This window comes from Achromobacter dolens (assembly GCF_902859745.1).
Lineage (GTDB): Bacteria > Pseudomonadota > Gammaproteobacteria > Burkholderiales > Burkholderiaceae_B > Achromobacter > Achromobacter dolens.
The window spans coordinates 208,551-230,558 of the sequence record NZ_CADIJW010000001.1 but is presented as its reverse complement, the minus strand read 5'-3'; the positions used below and the strand labels follow the sequence as shown (position 1 = coordinate 230,558).

The window sequence follows — 22,008 nt, the reverse complement described above, 5'->3', positions numbered from 1 at the left end:
CATCGGGATGCCGCGGAGCCGGCTTCGCCGGTCCGCCAGCATGCCCCCTTGAGGGGGAAGCGCGCAGCGCTTCGGGGGTGGGCCATCACCCTAAGCGCGGGTTGAGTGCGTCGCGCAGCCAGTCGCCCAGCAGGTTGACCGACAACACCAGCAGCACCAGCGCCGCGCCCGGGAAGATGGTGATCCACCATTCGCCGGAAAACAGGAAATCGTTGCCGATGCGGATCAGCGTGCCCAGCGACGGCGCCGTCGGCGGCACCCCCACTCCCAGGAACGACAGCGTCGCCTCGGTGATGATGGCGGTCGCCAGGTGCACGGTGGCCAGCACCAGCACCGGCCCCAGCACGTTGGGCAGCACGTGGCGGAACATGATCACGGGCGAGGCCACGCCGATCACGCGCGCCGCCTGCACGTATTCGCGGTTCTTCTCCACCAGGGTCGAGCCGCGCACCGTGCGCGCGTACTGCGGCCAGCCGGCCAGCGCGATGGCGCCGATCAGCACCGGGAACGCGATGATCTCGTGCAGCTCGCGCGGCACCGCGGCGCGCGCCACGCCGTCGATCAGCAGCGCGATCAGGATCGCCGGGAACGACAACTGCACGTCGGCGATGCGCATGATGAAAGCATCGATGCGCCCGCCCGCGTAGCCCGAGATCAGCCCCAGCACGATGCCGATCAGCATCGACAGCAGCACCGAGGCCAGGCCGATCAGCAGCGACACGCGGGTGCCATACAGGATCGCCGAATACAGATCGCGGCCCTGGCTGTCGGTGCCCAGCAGATAGGTCGACTGGCCATTGGGCGACCAGGCCGGCGGCAGCAGCGCGTCCAGCAGCTCGACCTTGGTCAGGTCGAACGGATTGTGCGGCGCCACCCAGCCGGCCCCGAAGGAGCCGATCAGCAGGGCCGCCAGCAGCACGGTGGCGACGATGGCCACGGGCGCCCGGCGCCAGGCCCAGGCAATGTCGCTGTCCCACCAGCGTTTCAGAACGGCACGCATCAGTGGCCACCTCCGCCGCGGGTCAACCCGGAGCGCAGGCGCGGGTCCACGACAAAATACAGAAGATCGACGATCAGGTTGATCACCACGAACACCAGCGCGATCAGGCACAGGTACGCGGCCATCACCGGCACGTCGGCGAATTGCACCGCCTGGATGAACAGCAGCCCCATGCCGGGCCACTGGAACACCGTCTCGGTCACGATGGCAAAAGCGATGATGCCGCCCAGTTGCAGTCCGGTGATGGTGATGACGGGCACCATGGTGTTCTTGAGCGCGTGGCCGAAATGGATGGCGCGCCGCTTCAGGCCGCGGGCGCGCGCGAACTTGATGTAGTCCGAACGCAGCACCTCCAGCATTTCGGAGCGCACCAGCCGCAGCACCAGCGTCATCTGGAACAGCGACAGCGTGATCGACGGCAGGATCAGGTGCTTCCAGCCATTGGCGGTGAACAGGCCGGAGGTCCACCAGCCCAGCGCCACGGTATCGCCGCGGCCGTAGCTGGGCAGCCAGCCCAGTTGCACCGAGAACACCAGGATCAGCAGGATGCCGATCAGGAAGGTCGGCAACGACACGCCCAGCAGCGAGCCGGCCAGCAGAAGCTGCGACAGCAGGCTGTTGCGCTTGAGCGCGGTGTACACGCCCAGCGGCACGCCCACCACCAGCGCCAGCAGGGCCGCCACCAGGGACAGCTCCAGCGTGGCCGGCAGGCGCGACTTGAGCAGGCTCGAAACGGGTTCGCTCTGGCGCAGCGAAATGCCGAAATTGCCCTGCGCGGCGTTGGCCACGAAGTGGCCGAACTGGACGATGGCGGGCTCGTTCAGCCCCAGGCGCTCACGCAGTTCGATGCGCTCGGCATCGGTGGCGTCCTGCCCCAGCATGATGGTGACAGGGTCGCCGACGTATTGAAAAAGCACGAAGGCCAGCAGCGCGACGGTGAGCATCACCGCTACGGCCTGCAACAGGCGACGCAGTATGAAAGCAAACATAGGCGGGAAAGGCAAAACGGCGAAGCCCCGCGGGGCTTCGCTGTCTGGTTAGCCGGAAGGGCGGGGTCAGTCGACCTTGACCCAGTCGGCAACGAGGCGGTTGTCCGCGCGGTGGATCACCGACACGTTCTTGCGCATGGCCCAGGGAATGACCTGGTCATGCAGCGGGATGTGGCCGAATTCCTGGGCGTGGACTTCCAGCACCTTGCGGATGTCGGCGTCGCGCTTGGCCGCGTCGGTTTCGGTCTTGATGCGGTCGATGATCGCATCCAGGTCCTTGTTGCTGTAGTTGCCCAGGTTGTACATGCCGTCCGCGCCCTCGCCCTTGGTGCGGATCAGGTTCTGCAGCGTGTACATGGCGTCGAACGTCGGCACGCCCCAGCCGAACAGGTAGGCGCTGGTGTCGGAGTTCTGCACCTTGGGGAAGTAGGTCGAACGCGGCATCGCGTTCATGGTCGCCTTCACGCCCACCTTGGCCCACATGCCGACCACCGCCTGGCAGATGGCCTCGTCGTTGATGTAGCGGTTGTTGGGACAGTCGAGCGTGAAGTTCAGCGTGCCGTCATAGCCGGCGTCCTTGAGCAGGGCGCGGGCCTTCTCGGGATCGTAGGGCACGCGCTTGTGCAGCGACTCGGCCCAGCCGTGGACCTGCGGCGCGATCATGGTGCCAGTGGGCGCCGACAGGCCGCGCATCACCGCGCGCTTGATGGCGTCGACGTCGATGGCGCGGTACAGCGCCTCGCGCACGCGGATGTCCTGGAACGGGTTCTTGCCCTTGATGTTGGAATACTGCAACTCGGGACGCTTCTGGTCCAGGCCCAGGTAGATGGTGCGGTACTCGTTGCCCTCGACCACCTTGGCCGACTGGCGCAGGCGGTCCAGATCCTGAGCGGCCGGATCGAGCACGAAGTCGATCTCGCCGGACAGCAGCGCCGCGGTGCGCGTGGCGTTCTGCTTGATCGGGGTGAACACCACTTCGGTCACGTTGCCGACCTTGTTGGCCTGGTTCCACCAGCCCTTGTTCTCTTCGAACACGGTGCGCACGTCGACTTCGCGCGACTTCAGCTTGTACGGGCCGGTGCCGTTGGTGTTGCGGGCGCCGAATGTCTCTTCCTTGTTGACGAAGTCCTGCGGCTTGGCGATGTTGTTCTTCTCCGACCAGGCCTTGTTCATGATGAACACGTTGGGCAGCTGGCGCAGCAGCACCGGGTTGGGCGCCGAGGTCTCGATCTCGACCGTCAGGTCGTCGATCTTGCGCGCTTCCTTGATGCCGGTGGTGTAGGCCTTGTAGTTCGAGGTGGGCGCCATGGCGCGGTGCACCGAGAACACCACGTCGTCGGCCGTGAAGGCGGCGCCGTCGTGGAACTTGACGCCGGGGCGCAGCTTGAAGCGGTACAGCGTGGGCGAAACCTGCTCCCACTCGGTTGCCAGGCGCGGCACCACCTTGAAGTCCTTGTCGTAGTCCACCAGCGGTTCATAGACGTAGCTGTTGGCGGCAATCGTCATGCCTTCGTTCTGCGAGTGCGGATCAAAGGTGAGGATGTCGCCCTGGGCGGCCCAACGGAAGGTCTTGGCCTGCCCGATCGAGGGCACGGCCACGGCGGCGGCGATCGCGATGGCAATCAAAGTGCGGCGCATAGGTTCAACTCCTGACTGTAGTCTGAATACCGGCGCGATATTGCCTAGGCCCAAGACCCGCGTCAATTAAGGGTTTATGCGTACCGGAGGGGGTTTTCAGAGGGAGAACATATTTAGGGACGTATAAAAATATGACAAAAGAATCGCTGGCCCGGTATGTAAACAGCGTTCGGTCGGCCCATCCCATCCCGGCACCCCGGATCGGGGGCTTGTTTGCCGCCCCGCCCGCGCGCACCGCCCTATTCGTCGGCGTCCAGCGGCAGGTCGAGCGGCACGTGCTCGGCCATCAGGCGGCGCAGCATGTCAATCAGCAGGGCCGCCTGATCATCGCCGAACGGCGCCAGCACCGCCTTCTGGTGCTGCATGGCCTGCTCGCATAGCGCGGCGATCAGATGGCGGCCCTTGGTGGTGATGACCACGCGCGTCTGGCGGCGGTCGGCGCGCACTTCGGTGCGCGTCACCAGCCCTTCGGTTTCCATGCGCTGCACCACCTTGCTCAAGGTCGGTTGCTTGGTGATCGCCAGCACCGCCAGGTCGCCGATGGTTTCGCCAGCGCTGCCTTCCAGGCTGGCCAGCACCCGCCATTCGGTGACCGACAGGCCAGCCGCTTTCACCTGCTGATGGAACTCCGCCGAGATGCGCTGGCTGGCCTGTGCCAGCAGGTAGGCCAGGTAGTCATCGACGAACCGCGCACCGCCGTCCCGGGTACCGCCGCCGTGCTTGTCCGACCGCATGTTGTTCCGCTCCCACGCATCAATATTGAATAGGCGACCCGAGGCCGGCAGGCGCATTGCACCACGATGGCGCGCGCTGGCGCCATGACGCGGCGCAATGCTGTTGCGCAGCACAGGGTATACCCCGAATCGCGACCCGTTTTTGCACCATCAAAGCGCGTTTTCACGAGCACTCGGATAGAGAACAACCAGTATATACACCCTTGTTTTCGCGTGATATTTTTTTGATTCCATGAAATTTCATCTTTTTTGTTGACAGCTAAAACGTTGACTCCTAAAGTATTTTTCAGAGCGAAATTTCGTGACATGGGCGTGCTGCGCAGCAGCATGGCTTCGGGACCCGGATGCCGGTCCGCGTGGAGGAGTTCGAGATGGCTGAAAGGTCTTTCAAGAAAGAAGTCCAGCAGTTGCGCATCGGCGCGGGCGAGGAGTTCCGCGGCGAGGGGATTCTCGCGGTCACCAAGGCGCTGCTGCAGTCCGGCGTGGGCTATGTCGCGGGCTACCAGGGCTCGCCCATCTCGCACCTGATGGACGTGCTGGCCGACGCCAACGACATCCTGCAGGAACTCGGCGTGCACTTCGAGGCCAGCGCCTCGGAAGCCACCGCCGCCGCCACGCTGGCCGCCTCGGTCATGTACCCGATCCGCGGCGCGGTCACCTGGAAATCCACCGTCGGCACCAACGTCGCCTCCGACGCGCTGGCCAACCTGGCCTCGGGCGGCGTCACCGGCGGCTCGCTCATCATCGTCGGCGAAGACTACGGCGAAGGCTCGTCCATCATGCAGGAACGCTCGCACGCGTTCGCCATGAAATCGCAGATCTGGCTGCTCGATCCGCGCCCTAACCTGGAAAGCATGGTCAAGGCGGTGGAAGACGGCTTCGCGCTGTCGGAGGCCAGCAAGACGCCGGTGATGCTGCAATTGCGCATCCGCGGCTGCCACGTGCACGGCCGCTTCATCGCCAAGGACAACCAGCGGCCGGCGTTCTCGCTGGCCCAGGCGCTGGAAAGCCCGGCGCGCGACACCAGCCGCATCGTGCTGCCGCCGGCCTCGTTCCTGCACGAGCAGGAAAAGATCAAGGAACGCTGGCCCGCCGCCATCCGCTATATCAAGGAGCACAAGCTCAACGAGCACTTCGACGGCGACCAGGACGACATCGGCCTGATCCTGCAGGGCGGCCTGTACAACGGCGTGATCCGCGCGCTGCAACTGCTGGGCCTGGCCGACAACTTCGGCAACAGCCGCATCCCGCTGTACGTGATGAACGTGGCCTACCCCGTGATCGAGGACGAGGCCATCGACTTCTGCCGCGGCAAGCGCGCCGTGCTGCTGCTGGAGGAAGGCCAGCCCGACTACCTGGAACAGGCCCTGCACGCGGTGCTGCGCAAGGCCGGCGTCGATACGAAGCTGTCCGGCAAGGACGTGCTGCCGATGGCGGGCGAATACACCACCCAGGTGATGCGCGACGGCCTGCGCGAATTCCTCAAGCGCGAACGCCCCGAATCGCTGCAGACCCATCCGGCCGTGGCCGCCGACGCTGGCGCCGCCGAGCCCGCGCTGCAGGTCACCGAAATCACCCGGCCCAAGCCCGCGCCGCGTCCGGCCGAGCAGCCCATCACCTTCCACAAGCACGTCGCGGAACTGGCCGCCGTGGTGCCGCCGCGCCCGGCCGGCTTCTGTACCGGCTGTCCGGAGCGGCCGATCTTCTCGGCCCTGACGCTGGCGCAGGAAAAGCTGGGCCAGCACCATATCTCCTGCGACATCGGCTGCCACCTGTTCTCGATCCTGCCGCCGTTCAACCTGGGCGCGACCACCATGGGCTACGGCCTGGGCGCCTCCAGCGCCGCGGCCTTCAACGTGCCCGCGGCCAAGCGGCCCATCTCGATCATGGGCGACGGCGGCTTCTGGCACAACGGCCTGGCCTCGGGCATCGGCAACGCGGTGTTCAACAAGTACGACGGCGTTATCGTCATCGTCGACAACTTCTATGCCTCGGCCACCGGCGGGCAGGACATCCTGTCCTCGCGCGCCGAGAATCCGGACCGCTCCACCAACAACCCCATCGACCAGGCCGTGCGCGGCGTGGGCGTGAAGTGGGTGCGCACGCTGGACCGCACCTATGACGTGGCCAAGGTGCGCGCCACCATCGAGGAAGCGCTGACCACCGACATCAAGGGCCCCAAGGTAATCATCGCCCAGTCGGAATGCATGCTGAACAAGCAGCGCCGCATCAAGCCGCTGTTCAACCAGGCAGTCAAGGCGGGCAAGCGCGTGGTCAAGGAACGCTTCGGCGTCGACCCCGACGTCTGTACCGGCGACCATGCCTGTATCCGGCTGTCCGGCTGCCCGTCGCTGACGGTCAAGGACAGCGGCGATCCCCTCAAGGAAGATCCGGTCGCCCACGTCGAGAGCAGTTGCGTCGGCTGCGGCAACTGCGGCGAAGTGGCGCACGCCGCCGTGCTGTGCCCGTCGTTCTACCGCGCCGACATCGTCCACAACCCCAGCGGCCGCGACCGTTTCCTGGCGCGCCTGCGCCAGGGCGTGATCGGCTACCTGCAGCGCCGCCGCGAAGCGCGCCTGGCCAAATTCGCCCTGTGAGGACCCGCCCCATGAACCCGGTGGCATTGCAGCAAGGCACTCCCATCAAGATCGCCATCCTGGCCATGGGCGGCCAGGGCGGCGGCGTGCTGGCCGACTGGATCGTCGACATGGCCGAGCACGCCGGCTGGTGGGCCCAGACCACCTCGGTGCCGGGCGTGGCGCAGCGCACCGGCGCCACCATCTATTACCTGGAACTGCTGCCCGAATCCGACGTGACGCGCGCCGGACGCCCGCCCGCGCTGGCGCTGATGCCCACGCCGGGCGACGTCGATCTGGTGGTGGCGGCCGAACTGATGGAAGGCGGCCGCGCCATCCAGCGCGGGCTGGTGACGCCCGACCGCAGCGTGCTGATCGCCTCGTCGCACCGCAGCTACGCGGTCAGCGAGAAATCGGCGCCGGGCAACGGCATCGCCGATCCCAACAAGGTACTGGAGGCCGGCCGCGCGGCGGCCCGCCGCTTCCTCTGCTTCGACCTGCAGGACCTGGCCGACCGCGCCGGCAGCGTCATCAGCGCCAGCCTGTTCGGCGCCGTCGCCGGCAGCGGCGCGCTGCCGTTCTCGCGCGACGACTTCGAGGCCACCGTGCGCCGCGCCGGCGTCGGCGTGGACGCCAGCCTGCGCGCCTTCGCGCTCGGCTTCGAGGCCGCCGACCAGGCGCCCGCGCAACCGGCCGCGATCGACCTGACCCGGCCACAGCCGGTCGTGCCCGAACGCGCCGCCAGCCCGGCGGCGCAGGCGCTGCTGGACCGCATCACGCGCGATTTCCCCGCCTGTGCGCAGCCGATGTTGACGGCCGGCGCGCGCCGCCAGATCGAGTTCCAGGACCTGGCCTATGCCGAGGACTACCTGGCCCGCATGGCCGCGATCCGCGAACTCGACGCGCGCCACGGCGGCGAATCGAAGCAATGGGCGCTGACCTGTGCCGCCGCGCGCTACCTGGCCACCGCCATGGCCTATGACGACGTGATCCGCGTGGCCGACCTGAAGACGCGCGGCAGCCGCTTCGAGCGCGTGCGCGCCGAAGTCGGCGCCAAGCCGGACCAACTGGTCTACACCACCGAATTCATGCATCCGCGGCTGGAGGAAATCTGCGGCACGCTGCCGGCCGGGCTGGGCCGCTGGCTCGAACGGTCGAAGGCCTTCGGCGGCTTCGTCGAACGCCGCCTGGGCAAGGGCCGCCGCATGCAGAGCGGCACGCTGGTCGGCTTCCTGATGCTGTACACGCTGGCCGGCATGCGGCGCTTCCGCCGCCGCACGCTGCGCCACCAGATCGAATCCGAGGGCCTGACCCAATGGCTCGACCTGATCGCCAGCCTGGCGCCGCGCGACTACGACCTGGCCGTCGAGACCGTCAACTGCCGCCGCCTGGTCAAGGGCTACAGCGACACCCACGCGCGCGGCGGCGGCAAGTACCGCCAATTGATCGCGGCCGCCGCCCAACTGGCGGGCCGGCCCGATGCCGCGGCTTCGCTGCGCGCCTTGCGCCAGGCCGCGCTGGCCGACGAGAAATGCGGCCCCATGGAACGCCAACTGGCCGAGAAACTGGCCGCCTGACATCGAGATAGAGACGAACGCCGTGCAAACCCTGAAACTCATCGTCCGTGAAGTCCGCCAGGAATCGCCGCTGATCCGCTCGCTGCGCCTGGCGCGCGAAGACGGCGGCGCCCTGCCCGCCTTCGGCCCCGGCGCCCACCTTAAGGTCAGCGTGCCGGGCCTGCGCGAACCGCGCTGCTACTCGCTGGTGCAACTGACGCCGGAAGCCGGCCGCTTCGCCGAACCCGTCGAATATCGCCTGGGCGTGCGGCTGGAAGAAGCCAGCGCGGGCGGCTCGCGCCACATGCATGGCCTGGCGGTGGGCGACACGCTCAGCGTCGAAGGGCCGAAGAACGATTTCCCGCTGCACGAGGGTCCGGCTGGCGACGAACCGGTGGTGCTGATCGCCGGCGGCATCGGCATCACGCCGGTGGCGTCGATGGCGGCGGCGCTCAAGTCCGCCGGCCGCGCCTTCGAACTGCACTACAGCGGCCGCAGCCGCGACCAACTGGCGTTCCTGCCGGAATTGCAGGCGCTGGCTGGCGACGCGCTGGTGCCGCATGCGGACGACGACGCTTCCTGCCGCTTCGACCTGAAGGCGCTGCTGGACGCCGCCAACCCGCGCCAGCACCTGTACGTCTGCGGCCCCAAGGGCCTGATCGACGCCGTCATCCACGAAGCGCGCGCCCGCCACTGGCCCGACGCCCACATCCATTTCGAGCTGTTCGCGACCGCCGCGCCGCAGGCCGGCGACCAGCCCTTCGAGGTCGAGCTGCGCCAGTCCGGCCGGGTGCTGACGATTCCCGCCGACAAGACCATCGTCGACGTCATGGAAGAAGAAGGCTGCGACCCGATGTACGACTGCAAGCGCGGCGAATGCGGCGTGTGCCAGGCTACCGTGCTGGAGGGCGAGCCGGACCACCGCGACTACTACCTGTCGGATACCGAGAAAGCCAGCGGCAAGATCATCCAGATCTGCATCTCGCGCGCCAAGTCGGCGCGCCTGGTGCTGGACCTGTAGGGCCGGGCGCGACAAGAGGAGACTCCCATGGCCAAATACCGCGACAACCCCGACGCCATCCGCGCCCTGCTGCGCGAGACCGAGGTGCACAAGGACCTGTTCATCGACGATGAATTGTTCGACCTGGAGATGGAACGGCTGTACGCCAACACCTGGGTCTACGTCGGCCACGACAGCCAGGTGCCCAACCCCGGCGACTACATCACCACCACCGTCGGCAACCAGCCGGTGGTGATGGTGCGCCACAGCGACCGTTCGGTGCGCGTGCTGCACAACCGCTGCCCGCACAAGGGCACCATGGTGGCGGGCGACGCCTGCGGCAACACCGGCAAGTTCTTCCGCTGCCCGTACCACGCCTGGACCTTCAAGACCGACGGCAGCCTGCTGTCGATCCCGCTGAAAAAAGGCTATGAGAACACCGGCCTGGAGCAGTGTGAGGCCAGCCAGGGCATGGCGGCGGTGAAAGACGTGCGCAACCATCGCGGCTTCGTGTTCTGCCGCCTGAACCCGAACGGCCAGTCGTTCGAAGACTTCTTCGGCGACGCGCTGTCGACGCTGGACAACATGGTCGACCGCTCGCCCGAGGGCCGGCTGGAAGTGGCCGGCGGCGTGCTGCGCTACATGCACCGCTGCAACTGGAAGATGCTGGTCGACAACCAGACCGACACCTGCCATCCGATGGTGGCGCACGAGTCGTCGGCCGGCACCGCGGTCAAGGTCTGGGAACAAGCCCCGGCCGGCACGCCCAAGCCGATGGCGGTGGAACTGTTCGCGCCATTCATCTCGCCCTACGAGTTCTTCGAGAACATGGGCATCCGCGTCTGGGAAAACGGCCACGGACACACCGGCGTGTCCGATTCGATCCACGCCGCCTATTCAGGCATTCCGGGTTACTGGGAGTCGATGGTCGCCGCCTATGGCGAGGAACGCGCCCGCCAGATCCTGGGCGACGTGCGCCACAACACCGTGTACTTCCCCAACATCATGGTCAAGGGCCCGATCCAGACCCTGCGCGTGTTCAAGCCGATCGCCGCCGACCGCACCCTGGTGGAGTCGTGGACCTTCCGCCTGGTCGGCGCGCCCGACCTGCTGCTGGAACGCACTCTCATGTACAACCGCCTGATCAACGCGCCCACCTCGGTGGTCGGCCACGACGACCTGGAGATGTACGAGCGCGCGCAGGATGGCCTGCAATCGCGCGCCCGCGACTGGGTCAACGTCGGCCGCCTGTACGACCCCGCCGAAATCGGCCAGAAGAACGTCACCACCAACGGCACCAACGAATGGCAGATGCGCAACCAATACCGCGCATGGGGCCGCTACATGACGGAGCAGGCATGAGCTTGAGCGACCGCGACCTGATCGATTTCGTCTACGCCGAGGCGCGCCTGCTCGACGAGTTGCGCTTCGAGGACTGGCTGGATCTGTACACCGAGGACGGCCACTACTGGATGCCGCTGGCCCACGGCCAGACCGACGCCCGCCTGCACGCCTCGCTCATGTACGAGGACAAGCTGCTGCTGCGCGTGCGGGTCGAGCGCCTCGCCGGCCAGCGCACCTTCTCGCAGCAGCCCAAGAGCCGTTGCCATCATCTGCTGCAGGCGCCCACGGTCGAACACGACCATCCCGATTCGGCGCCGGACCAGGGCCGCCACGTGGTGCGCACCGCCTTCCATTACGTCGAGACGCGGCAGGACGCGCAGACGCTGTACGCCGGCTGGGCCACGCATCACCTGGTCGAGCAGGACGGCGCGCTGCGTATCCGCCTCAAGCGCGTCGACCTGGTGAACTGCGACGCCGCGTTCGGCAACATCCAATTGTTCATGTAGGAGCGGCTTGTGAGCACCACCGTCCACCAGGCTTTCCTGGACACCGCGGCCCGCCACGGCGCCCGGCCCTTCCTGTGCATCCTGCCGGAAACCGCCGGCATCTACGGCATCGGCGCCGGCGAACTGGGCTATGCGCAGGCTGCCGCCGCCATCGAGACGCTGCGCGCGGCCTATGCCCGCGCCGGCTACGGCCACGGCCACCGCGCCGGCCTGCTGCTGGAAAACCGCCCCGCCTTCTTCCTGCACTGGTTCGCGCTGAATGCGCTGGGCGTGTCGGTGGTGCCGATCAACCCCGATCTGCGCGCGGCCGAACTGGAGTACCTGACCGGCCATTCCGAAATCGCGCTGGCGGTGGCCCTGCCCGAGCGCCACGCCGACCTGCTGGCCGCCGCCGAGCGCGCCGGCCGGCCGCTGCGCGTGATGGGGCCGGACGACGCCCCGCCCGCCGCGCCCTTCCCCGCGCCGCTGGCGGGCGAGCCGGATGAACTGACCGAGTGCGCGCTGCTGTACACGTCCGGCACCACCGGCCGTCCCAAGGGCTGCATCCTGCCGAATCGCTATTTCCTGCACGCGGGCGGCTGGTACGCCCGCATCGGCGGCCTGGCCGAGCTGCGCCCCGGCGAGGAGCGCATGCTGACGCCGCTGCCGCTGGTGCACATGAACGCCATGGCTTATTCCGCCATGGCCATGGTGCTGACCGGCGGCTGCCTGATTCCACTGGACCGCTTTCATCCCAAGACCTGGTGGGACAGCGTGCGCGAATCCGGCGCCACCGTGCTGCACTACCTGGGCGTGATGCCGGCGATCCTGATGAAGGCCGAACCGTCGGCGCGCGACAGGCAGCCAGCCATCCGATTCGGTTTCGGCGCGGGCGTCGACCGCAAGCTGCACCAGCCCTTTGAGGAACGCTTCGGTTTTCCGCTGCTGGAAGCCTGGGCCATGACCGAAACCGGCGCCGGGGCCGTCATCATCGCCAACCAGGAGCCGCGCCACATCGGCAGCAGTTGCTTCGGCCGCGAAGAGGACGACGTAGAGGTGCGCATCGTCGCCGACCACGGCGGCGAGGCCGCGGCCGGCGAGCCGGGCGAGCTGCTGGTGCGCCATGCCGGCGATGACCCGCGTTACGGCTTCTTCGCCGGGTACCTGAAGGACGCCGAGGCCACTTCGCAGGCCTGGGAGGACGGCTGGTTCCACACCGGCGACATCGTGCGCCGCGAGGCCGACGGCGCGCTGCGCTTCGTCGACCGCAAGAAGAACGTGATCCGCCGCAGCGGCGAGAACATCTCCGCCGTGGAAGTCGAAAGCGTGCTGCTGCAGCATCCGCTGGTCAAGGCCGTGGCGGTGGCCGCCGTGCCCGACCCGGTGCGCGGCGACGAGGTGCTGGCCTGCGTGGTGGCGGAAACCGCGCCCGCCGACGCCGCCGCCCGCGCCGACGCGGCCCGCGACATCGTGCAGTGGAGCCTGCAACAACTGGCCTATTACAAGGCGCCCGGCTACGTCGCCTTCGTCGACAGCCTGCCGCTCACCACCACCAACAAGATCCAGCGCGGCGAAATGAAGGCGCTGGCGCCGACGCTGCCCGGCAGCACGAACTGCGTCGACACCACCGCGATGAAGAAGCGCCAGGAGCCGGCCCGATGACCCCGCCGCGCGCCCGCTACGACGGCGTGGTGGCGGCCCTGCCCGTCAGCATTCCGTACGAGCGCTATTCCACCCATGCCGCGCATTGGTGGCTGGGCCGCGCGCTGGGCGCGCTGATCCGCCAGGCCGGCATCGCCAAGACCGACGTCGACGGCCTGTGCGTGTCCAGCTTCACGCTGGCGCCGGACACCGCCGTGGGCCTGACGCAGCACCTGGGCATGAGCCCGCGCTGGCTCGACCACATCCCCATGGGCGGCGCCAGCGGCGTGGCCGCGCTGCGCCGCGCCGCGCGCGCGGTGCAGGCGGGCGACGCCGGCATCGTCGCCTGCATCGCGGGCGACACCAACCAGGTCGACTCGTTCCGCAACACCGTCAGCCAGTTCTCGCGCTTCGCCCAGGACGCGGTTTACCCCTATGGCGCGGGCGGCCCCAACGCCAGCTTCGCGCTGCTGACCGCGCACTACATGCGCAGCACCGGCGCCACTCGCGAGGACTTCGGCAAGGTTTGCGTGGCGCAGCGCGACAACGCGCTGCGCTATCCGCACGCGCTGATGAAGAAGCCGCTGACGCTCAAGCAATACCTGGACGCGCGCGTCATCACCGACCCGATCCACCTGTTCGACTGCGTCATGCCCTGCGCTGGCGCCGACGGCTTCCTGGTGATGAGCGAAGACCGGGCGCGGGCGCTGAACCTGCCCTACGCCCGCATCCTGTCCACCATCGAGCGCCACAACGCCTGGATCGAGGACCCGATCCAGACCCGCGGCGGCTGGACCATGGACATCGACGAACTCTACGGCATGGCGGACGCGGCGCCGGCCGACATGGACTTCCTGCAGGCCTACGACGACTACCCGGTCATCAACCTGATGCAGATGGAAGACCTGGGCTTCTGCGCCAAGGGCGAAGCGCCGCAATTCGTGCGCGCCAACACCTTCACCATCGACGGCAGCTTCCCCTTCAACACCAACGGCGGGCAGTTGTCGGTGGGCCAGGCCGGCGCCGCCGGCGGCTACCTCGGCATGGTCGAGGCGCTGCGCCAGTTGACCGGCACGGCCGGCGGCACGCAGGTGGCCGACGCGCGCCTGGGCCTGGTCAGCGGCTTCGGCATGATCAACTACGACCGCGGGCTGTGCACCGCCGCGGCCATCCTGGCCAGGAGCGACGCATGACCGAGCCGCTAGCCAAGCCGCCGCGCAAGAACCCCGTGGCGCGCACGCGCCAGCCGACCCTGCCGCCGGGCGCCCGCAGCCGCGCCGCCCTGGGCCTGACGGCCGCGGCCGCCGAAGGCCGCTTCGAGCTGCAGACCTGCGCCGATTGCGGCGCCGTGCAGTACCCGCCGCGCGAGGTCTGCGGTCATTGCCTGTCGGAACGCCTGCCGTGGCGGCCGGTGGATCCCAGCGGCGTGCTGCTGGTCAGCACCACGCTGCATCACAGCAACGACCTCTATTTCCGTGAACGCCTGCCGTGGCGGGTGGGCACGGTGCGCATGGACGCCGGCCCGCCGGTGGTGGCGCACGTGCACCAGGATTGCGCCGACGGCGCCCGCGTGCGGCTGGCGCTCAAGCTCGACCGCGGCGGCCAGGCCGTGATGATCGCCCTGCCCGAAAGGAATACGCCCAATATGGAAGACGACAAGACCCTGCGCGAGACCTCGTGCGATCCAAAATTCCGCCGGGCGCTGGTCACCGACGGCAAGTCGGCGGTGGGCCAGGCGGTGGCGCGCGCCCTGCTCGACGCCGGCTGCCCGACCGTGTTCCTGGGCGATCCGCAGGCCTGGCGCCGCGACGCCGGCTTCGACGCGCTGGCGGCCGATCCACGGGTGCAGGCGCTGGCGCTGGACGTGACCGACAGCGACTCGGTCGAACGCGCCGCCGCGTCGATCGGCGGCAAGGTCGAGATCCTGGTCAACACCGCCGACCTGGAACGCGAAGGCGGCCTGCTCGGCCGCAAGGACGTCAACACCGCGCGCGACGCGCTGGACGTCAATGTGCTGGGCCTGATGCGGCTGGCGCAGGGCTTCGGCCCGGCGCTGTGCGGCCGCGCCGCCGACGGCGTCAACAACGCCACGGCCTGGGTCAACGTGCTGTCGATCTACGCCCACCTCAACCTGCCGGCGCGCGGCATGTGGTCTGCCTCCAAGGCTGCCGCGCTGTCGCTGGCGCAATGCCTGCGCGCCGAAATGCGGCCGTCCGGCGTGCGGGTGGTGAACGTGTTCCCCGGCCCGGTCGACCACGAATGGGAGCAGCGCACGCCGCCCCCGCGCGTGGCGCCCACGGCCATCGCGAGCGCCATCGTGCGTGCGCTGAAGGATGGCGTCGAGGACGTGTACGTCGGCGACGTGGCACAGGAATTCCGCGCGCGGCTGGCGGAGAACCCCAAGGGACTGGAACGGGAACTGGGCGCCTGACGCCCCGACACGAAAACCAAAGGAGCAACAGATGAGCCAACCCATACTTGCCCAATTCATGACCGAACTGGTGTCGGGCCGCATCCGCCTGGTGGACCTGACCGAGACGCTGACGCCGGAATTCCCGACCATCGTGCTGCCGCCGGAATTCGGCCAGGCCTGGCCGTTCCGCATCGAGGAGATCTCGCGCTATGACGAGCGCGGCCCGGCCTGGTACTGGAACAATTTCTCGTGCTCCGAGCACACCGGCACCCACTTCGACGCGCCGGTGCACTGGGTCACCGGCAAGGACCAACCCGACAACACCGTCGACACCATCCCGGTCGAGGCCTTCATCGCCGGCGCCTGCGTCATCGACTGTTCGGCCGAGGCGCGCGACAACCCGGACTTCCTGCTGACCATCGACTTCGTCAAGAAGTGGGAGGAACAGCATGGCCGCATCCCGGCCCGTTCCTGGGTGCTGATGCGCACCGACTGGTCCAAGCGCGCCAAGCCGGCCGAATACCTGAACATGCAGGAAGACGGCGCCCATTCGCCCGGCCCCGACGCCGAGGTGGTGCCGTGGTTGATCAAGGAACGCGACGTGCACGGCTTCGGCACCGAATCGGTGGGCACCGACGCCGGTCAGGCCCATCACCTGAATCCGCCCTACCCCTGCCACTACTTCATGCACGGCAACAACCGCTACGGCCTGCAGTGCCTGACCAACCTGGACCAGCTGCCGCCCACCGGCGCGGTGATCTTCTCGGCGCCGCTCAAGATCCGCAGCGGCTCGGGCAGCCCGCTGCGGGTGCTGGCGCTGGCGCCGCGCGCCTGAGCGGCCGTCAAGAACAACAGAACACAGGGGGATTCACCATGACGCAAACCAACGTCGCCATCGTCACCGGCGGCAGCGCCGGCATCGGCGCCGAAATCTGCCGCAGCATGCTCGAAGCCGGCTACGAAGTGATCTCGATGGCGCGCCGCGCCGCCGACTTCAGCCACCCGCGCCTGCACAACGTGCAGGTCGACCTGCTGGACGCCGACGCTACGGCCCAGGCCGGCGCCGAGATCGCGGCGCGCTTTCCGGTCAGCCATGTCATCCACAACGCCGGCGTCATCTGGCCCAACCTGCTGCCGCAGGTGACCCAGGAGGAACTGCACGGCCTGACCCAGATCCACCTGGGCGCGGCCATCAGCCTGGTGCAGGCGGCCTTGCCCGGCATGCAGGAACGCCATTTCGGCCGCATCGTCATGATGTCCTCGCGCGGCGCGCTGGGCCTGCCCACCCGCACCGCTTATTCCGCCACCAAGGCCGGCATGGTCGGCATGGCGCGCACCTGGTCGCTGGAACTGGCGCCCCATGGCATCACCGTCAACGTGGTGGCGCCCGGCCCGATCCAGACCGACATGTTCTACGAAGTGATCGAACCCGGCAGCGAACGCGAAAAGCAGCTTGCCAACGGCATCCCGGTCAAGCGCCTGGGACGCTCGGACGACGTGGCGCGGGCGGTGATGTTCTTCGCCGACCCGGCCAACAGCTTCGTCACCGGCCAGACGCTGTTCGTCTGCGGCGGCGCCAGCGTCAGTTCCATCACCATCTGACCGGCGTCCCACGCATCCGCTTCGGGTTTTGACGGATAGGTAAGCACGCAGACCGCGTCTACAGTGCAGTGCCAGAAAGTTGAAACCAAAAGCAATTTCCGCGGTATCCGTTTTCTCCGTTTTCCAGCCGCACCCACTCTGCCCCCTATCCGGAGGTTTTGCCATGCTGTCGAAGAAACTCCCCCTGGCCGCCGCCGTGCTGGCCACGCTGGTCTCCCTGCCCGTCCTGGCCCAGGTCAAGGTCGGCGTGGTCACCTCGTCCACCGGCCCCACCGCGCTGGTCGGCATCCCGCAAAAGAACACCGTGCCGCTGCTGCCCAAGAAGATCGGCGACCTGACCGTGGAATACATCTCGCTGGACGACGCCAGCGATTCCACCAACTCGGTCACGGCCTTCAAGAAGCTCATCACCGAACAGAACGTGGACGCCCTGATCGGGCCGTCGGGCTCGCCCAACGCCATGGGCGTGATCCAGTTCGCCGCCGAGGCCGGCGTGCCGATGCTGGCGCCGGTGGGCACCGCCGCCGTGGTGCTGCCGATGAACGAGCAGAAGAAGTGGGTCTTCAAGACCACCCAGAACGATGACATCATCGCCCGCGCGCTGGTCGACCACATGGCCAAGACCGGCATCAAGACGGTCGGCTTCATCGGCCTGAACGATCCGTATGGCGAGAACTGGTACAAGGTGTTCTCCGGCCTGGCGGCCGAAAAGGGCATCAAGATCACCGCCAACGAACGCTACCTGCGCTTTGACAGCTCGGTCACCGGCCAGGCGCTGAAGATCCTGGCGGCCAAGCCCGACGCCGTGCTGGTGGCCGCCCCCGGCGCCGCCAGCGTGCTGCCGCAGGCGACGCTGTTCGACCAGGGCTACAAGGGCAAGTTCTACCAGACCCACGGCGCCGCGCTGCCCGACTTCCTCAAGCTCGGCGGCAAGAAGGTCGAAGGCACCGTGCTGGCCGCCAGCCTGATGCTGGTGCTGCCGGAAATGCCCGACAGCAACCCGTCCAAGAAGGTCGCCAGCGACTACATCGCCGCCTACGAAAAGCTCAACGGCTCCAAGCCCGCCACCTTCGGCGCCAACGTCTACGACGCCGGCCTGCTGCTGGAGAAGGCCATTCCGCTGGCCGAGAAGGCCGGCAAGCCGGGCACCAAGGAATTCCGCAGCGCGCTGCGCGACGCGCTGGAGCAGACCCGCGAGCTGGTCGGCACCCAGGGCGTCTACAACATGAGCGCCGCCGACCACAGCGGCTTCGACGACCGCGGCCGCGAACTCATCACCGTCAAGGACGGCAACTGGACGCTAGTCAAGTAACCCCCCTTGAACGCTGCCCCATCGAGATGCCGCGGAGCCGGCTTTGCCGGTCCGCAGGCATGCCCCCCGGGGGGAGGCGCGCAGCGCTTCGGGGGGATAAATCCGCTGCAGTGATTTTCCGTTTTATCCGGAAGTACCGATGAATGCTCAGATCGCCCTGATACTCGGGCAGGATGGCATCACCAACGGCGCCATTTACGCGCTGCTGGCCTTGTCCATCCTGCTGGTCTTTACCGTTACCCGCGTGCTGTTCATCCCCCAGGGCGAGTTCGTCGCCTTCGGCGCGCTCACCATGGCCGCGCTGCAGGCCGGCAAGCCGGTGCTGCTGGTGTGGCTGCTGCTGGCGTTCGCGCTGGCCGAGGCCGTGGCCGACCTGATGGCGCGCGCCAGGCGGCCGGGACGCCGCGCGCCGCTGTGGCGCATCATCGCCAAGGTGGTGTATCCGCTGCTGCTGGCCGCGCTGTTCTACCGCCTGCCGCTGGCGCAGTTGCCGATGGCCGTGCAGGCGCTGCTGACGCTGCTGCTGGTGGTGCCGATGGGTCCGCAGCTTTATCGCCTGTTCTACCAGCCGATCGCCTCGGCCTCGACGCTGGTGCTGCTGATCGTGTCGATCGCCGTACACCTGGCGCTGGTGGGCCTGGGCCTGCTGGCCTTCGGCGCCGAAGGCGCGCGCACCGCGCCGTTCAGCGACGCCAGCCTGGCGCTGGGTCCGGTCAACGTCAACAGCCAGGCGCTGTGGGTGGTGGCGGTGTCGGCGCTGCTGATCGTGGTGCTGTACCAGTTCTTCGAGCGCTCGATGTACGGCAAAGCATTGCGCGCGGCCGCCTTCAACCGGCTCGGCGCGCGCCTGATGGGCATTTCGCCGGTGTTCGCCGGCAAGGCCACGTTTTTCCTGGCGGCGCTGATCGGCACCGTCTCGGGCATCCTGATCGCGCCCATCACCACCATGTATTTCGATTCCGGCTTCATGGTCAGCCTGAAGGGCTTCGTCGGCGCCATCATCGGCGGCCTGGTGAGCTACCCGCTGGCCGCCGCCGGCGCCGTGCTGGTCGGCCTGATCGAGGCCTTCTCCTCGTTCTGGGCCAGCGCCTACAAGGAGATCATCGTCTTCACGCTGATCATCCCCGTGCTGCTCTGGCGTTCCCTGAAAAGCCACCACGTCGAGGAAGAAGAAGAATGACCCCGCGCCACCTCGTCCTCGTGTTCCTGGCGCTGCTGGCGGCCGCGCCGCTGGCGTTGCCGCCGTTCTACGTCACCCTGCTGAACTACATCGGCCTGTACGCCATGGTGGCGCTGGGGCTGGTGCTGCTGACCGGCGTGGGCGGCCTGACCAGCTTCGGCCAGGCGGCCTTCGTCGGCGTCGGCGCCTACACCACCGCGCTGCTCACCACCCGCGCCGACGCCCTGCCCGCCTGGCTGGCGTGGTTGGGCGCCTCGCCCTGGCTGACGCTGCTGGCAGGCCTGCTGCTGACCCTGGTGGTGGCCTACCTGCTGGGCGCCATCACGCTCAAGCTGTCCGGCCACTTCCTGCCGCTGGGCACCATCGCCTGGGGCCTGTCGCTGTACTTCGCCTTCGGCTCGGTCGAGGGCCTGGGCGGCCACACCGGCATCCCCGACGTGCCGGCCATCCACCTGTTCGGCTGGGCGCTGACGCAGGGCGATGAGATCTACTACCTGATCTGGGCCTTCCTGCTGGTGGCCATGTGGTCGACCAGCAACCTGCTCGACTCGCGCGAGGGCCGCGCCATCCGCGCCCTCAAGGGCGGCCGCGTCATGGCCGAATCGATGGGCGTGGACACGGCCCGCTCGCGCATGGTGATCTTCATCATCGCGGCGTTGCAGGCCTGCGCCTCGGGCTGGCTGTACGCGCACATGCAGCGTTTCGTCAATCCGAATCCGTTCGGCCTGCAGATGGGCATCGAGTACCTGTTCATGACCGTCATCGGCGGCGCCGGCCAGGTGTGGGGCGCGCTGGTCGGGGCGGGCGTGTTCACGGTGCTCAAGCAATGGCTGCAGGACTGGCTGCCCAAGCTGCTGGGCCAGACCGGCAACTTCGAGGTGATCGTGTTCGGCTTCGGCATGGTGCTGCTGCTGCACCGCTTCCGCGGCGGCCTGTGGCCGGTGCTGGCGCGCTGCGTGCCGGTGCGCAAGCGCCAGCGCCAGATCGACAGCCAGGCCGAGCCGCTGCCGCGCAAGCCCATGCCGCCGCGCGGCGAAGTGGTGCTGAAAGCGGTCGACGTGACCCGCAAGTTCGGCGGCCTGGTCGCCAACAACGCCATGAACCTGGAGATCCGCGCCGGCGAGATCCTGGCGCTGATCGGCCCCAACGGCGCCGGCAAGAGCACCATGTTCAACCAGATCTCGGGCGTGGACACGCCCACCTCCGGCCAGGTCACGCTGCTGGGCCAGCCAGTGGCCGGCGCCGGCGCGCGCCGCATCGCCCGCCTGGGCCTGTCGCGCACCTTCCAGCACGTGCGGCTGCTGGGCCGCATGAGCGTGCTGGAGAACGTCGCCATCGGCGCCCACCTGCGCGGCCATCGCGGCGTGCTGCCGGCGGCCTGGCGCCTGGACCGCGCCGAGGAGGCCCGCCTGCTGGCCGAGGCCGCGCGCCAGGTAGAGCGCGTCGGCCTGGGCAAACACCTGCACGACGAGGCCGGCTCGCTGGCGCTGGGCCAGCAGCGCATCCTGGAGATCGCGCGGGCGCTGGCGTCGGATCCCTGCATCCTGCTGCTGGACGAACCGGCCGCCGGCCTGCGCTACCAGGAAAAATGCGAACTGGCCGAGTTGCTGAAAAAGCTGCGGGCCGAGGGCATGGCGATCCTGCTGGTCGAGCACGACATGGATTTCGTGATGGGCCTGGTCGATCGCGTGGTGGTGATGGACTTCGGCGAGAAGATCGCCGAGGGCCTGCCGGCGGAGATCCAGCACAACCCCGCGGTGCTGGAAGCCTATCTGGGCGGAGTGGAATGATGAGCGCGAAACTGCTGGAAGTGCGCGACCTGCGCGTGGCCTACGACAAGGTCGAGGCCGTCTCGGGCGTCAGCCTGTCGGTGGACGAGGGCAAGATCGTCACCGTCATCGGCCCCAACGGCGCCGGCAAGACCACCCTGCTGTCGGCCATCATGGGCGTGCTGCCCTCGCGCGGCGAAATCGTGTTCGGCGGCAAGCGCCAGGAACACGCCGAGATCGAGGAAATGGTGGCGGCCGGCATGAACCTGGTGCCGGAGAAACGCGAGCTGTTCGCCGAGATGTCGGTGGAAGACAACCTGATGCTGGGCGGCTTCGACCGCTTCCGCCGCGGCCTGCGCGACCAGGACCAGACGCTGGCCGAGGTCTACGACCTGTTCCCGCGCCTGCGCGAACGCCGCGCGCAGTTGTCGGGCACGCTGTCCGGCGGCGAACGCCAGATGCTGGCGGTGGGCCGCGCGCTGATGGCCAAGCCGCGCCTGTTGATGCTGGACGAACCCAGCCTGGGCCTGGCGCCGCGTATCGTGCGCGAGGTGTTCCGCATCGTCGAGCAGTTGCGCGGCATGGGCGTGTCGATCCTGCTGATCGAACAGAACGCGCGCGCCGCGCTGCAGGTGGCCGATTACGCCTACGTGCTGGAAACCGGCAGCCTCACGTTGGAAGGCCCCGCCGCGCAGGTCGCCGAAGACCCGCGCGTGGTCGAGGTCTACCTGGGCCTCGGCCACGCCGCGTCAACCCCGGCATAGCCTCG

18 protein-coding genes are annotated in these 22,008 nt (G+C 68.1%); 14 read left to right on the top strand and 4 right to left on the bottom strand.

All coding sequences use genetic code 11. The features are described 5' to 3' along the window. Positions 1-85 precede the first annotated feature (85 nt). From HV783_RS00950 to HV783_RS00935, 4 genes are all read right to left on the bottom strand, one after another. Positions 86-1,000, bottom strand: coding sequence for an ABC transporter permease (locus tag HV783_RS00950; RefSeq protein ID WP_054501792.1), 915 nt, complete (start codon positions 998-1,000; stop codon positions 86-88). After that, a complete protein-coding gene (locus HV783_RS00945; RefSeq protein ID WP_006388963.1) occupies positions 1,000-1,989 on the bottom strand; it encodes an ABC transporter permease in 990 nt (329 codons plus the stop codon). Before HV783_RS00945 ends, HV783_RS00950 begins: the two co-directional genes overlap by 1 nt. 66 nt (positions 1,990-2,055) lie before the next feature. Continuing rightward, positions 2,056-3,627 (bottom strand): ABC transporter substrate-binding protein, encoded by a 1,572-nt coding sequence (locus HV783_RS00940; protein ID WP_175188541.1) that lies wholly within the window; start codon positions 3,625-3,627, stop codon positions 2,056-2,058. Positions 3,628-3,866: 239 nt separating this feature from the next. Next, a complete protein-coding gene (locus HV783_RS00935; protein WP_175188540.1) occupies positions 3,867-4,361 on the bottom strand; it encodes a MarR family winged helix-turn-helix transcriptional regulator in 495 nt (164 codons plus the stop codon). 371 nt (positions 4,362-4,732) lie between these two features. Between HV783_RS00935 and HV783_RS00930 the strand changes: the two genes are divergently transcribed. The 14 genes from HV783_RS00930 to HV783_RS00865 all read left to right on the top strand — a co-directional run bounded on the left by HV783_RS00930 (position 4,733) and on the right by HV783_RS00865 (position 22,003). Beyond that, on the top strand, positions 4,733-6,958 hold the full coding sequence (locus tag HV783_RS00930; protein WP_175188538.1) for a ferredoxin family protein: 2,226 nt from the start codon (positions 4,733-4,735) through the stop codon (positions 6,956-6,958). A gap of 11 nt (positions 6,959-6,969) precedes the next feature. Next, positions 6,970-8,514 (top strand): indolepyruvate oxidoreductase subunit beta family protein, encoded by a 1,545-nt coding sequence (locus tag HV783_RS00925; RefSeq protein ID WP_175188536.1) that lies wholly within the window; start codon positions 6,970-6,972, stop codon positions 8,512-8,514. A gap of 22 nt (positions 8,515-8,536) precedes the next feature. After that, positions 8,537-9,514, top strand: a complete 978-nt coding sequence (locus tag HV783_RS00920) for a PDR/VanB family oxidoreductase (RefSeq protein WP_116792698.1) — start codon at positions 8,537-8,539, stop codon at positions 9,512-9,514. Between the two features lie 27 nt (positions 9,515-9,541). After that, positions 9,542-10,855: an aromatic ring-hydroxylating dioxygenase subunit alpha gene (locus HV783_RS00915; protein ID WP_054416497.1), complete on the top strand. Its 1,314-nt coding sequence runs from the start codon at positions 9,542-9,544 to the stop codon at positions 10,853-10,855. Further along, complete coding sequence (locus tag HV783_RS00910; protein ID WP_049071602.1) at positions 10,852-11,343, top strand: aromatic-ring-hydroxylating dioxygenase subunit beta; 492 nt, start codon at positions 10,852-10,854, stop codon at positions 11,341-11,343. The genes HV783_RS00915 and HV783_RS00910 overlap by 4 nt, the downstream gene beginning before the upstream one ends. A gap of 9 nt (positions 11,344-11,352) precedes the next feature. Next, a complete protein-coding gene (locus HV783_RS00905; protein WP_175188534.1) occupies positions 11,353-12,984 on the top strand; it encodes an AMP-binding protein in 1,632 nt (543 codons plus the stop codon). Next, on the top strand, positions 12,981-14,156 hold the full coding sequence (locus HV783_RS00900; RefSeq protein ID WP_175168346.1) for a thiolase family protein: 1,176 nt from the start codon (positions 12,981-12,983) through the stop codon (positions 14,154-14,156). Before HV783_RS00905 ends, HV783_RS00900 begins: the two co-directional genes overlap by 4 nt. Next, the gene (locus HV783_RS00895) at positions 14,153-15,394 is read left to right on the top strand and encodes an SDR family NAD(P)-dependent oxidoreductase (protein ID WP_175188532.1); all 1,242 of its coding nucleotides are present in this window, start codon (positions 14,153-14,155) and stop codon (positions 15,392-15,394) included. The genes HV783_RS00900 and HV783_RS00895 overlap by 4 nt, the downstream gene beginning before the upstream one ends. A 31-nt stretch (positions 15,395-15,425) precedes the next feature. After that, complete coding sequence (locus HV783_RS00890; protein WP_020925011.1) at positions 15,426-16,211, top strand: cyclase family protein; 786 nt, start codon at positions 15,426-15,428, stop codon at positions 16,209-16,211. A 38-nt stretch (positions 16,212-16,249) separates the two neighbouring features. Beyond that, positions 16,250-16,978 (top strand): SDR family NAD(P)-dependent oxidoreductase, encoded by a 729-nt coding sequence (locus tag HV783_RS00885; RefSeq protein WP_064525557.1) that lies wholly within the window; start codon positions 16,250-16,252, stop codon positions 16,976-16,978. Between the two features lie 163 nt (positions 16,979-17,141). Next, entirely contained in the window at positions 17,142-18,290 is a 1,149-nt protein-coding gene (locus tag HV783_RS00880) for an ABC transporter substrate-binding protein (RefSeq protein ID WP_054501802.1), read from the top strand. Positions 18,291-18,429: 139 nt separating this feature from the next. Next, positions 18,430-19,470: a branched-chain amino acid ABC transporter permease gene (locus HV783_RS00875; protein ID WP_054416489.1), complete on the top strand. Its 1,041-nt coding sequence runs from the start codon at positions 18,430-18,432 to the stop codon at positions 19,468-19,470. After that, complete coding sequence (locus tag HV783_RS00870) at positions 19,467-21,260, top strand: branched-chain amino acid ABC transporter ATP-binding protein/permease (protein ID WP_175188530.1); 1,794 nt, start codon at positions 19,467-19,469, stop codon at positions 21,258-21,260. Before HV783_RS00875 ends, HV783_RS00870 begins: the two co-directional genes overlap by 4 nt. Then, a complete protein-coding gene (locus HV783_RS00865; RefSeq protein WP_175188528.1) occupies positions 21,260-22,003 on the top strand; it encodes an ABC transporter ATP-binding protein in 744 nt (247 codons plus the stop codon). The genes HV783_RS00870 and HV783_RS00865 overlap by 1 nt, the downstream gene beginning before the upstream one ends. The last annotated feature ends 5 nt before the right edge of the window (positions 22,004-22,008 follow it).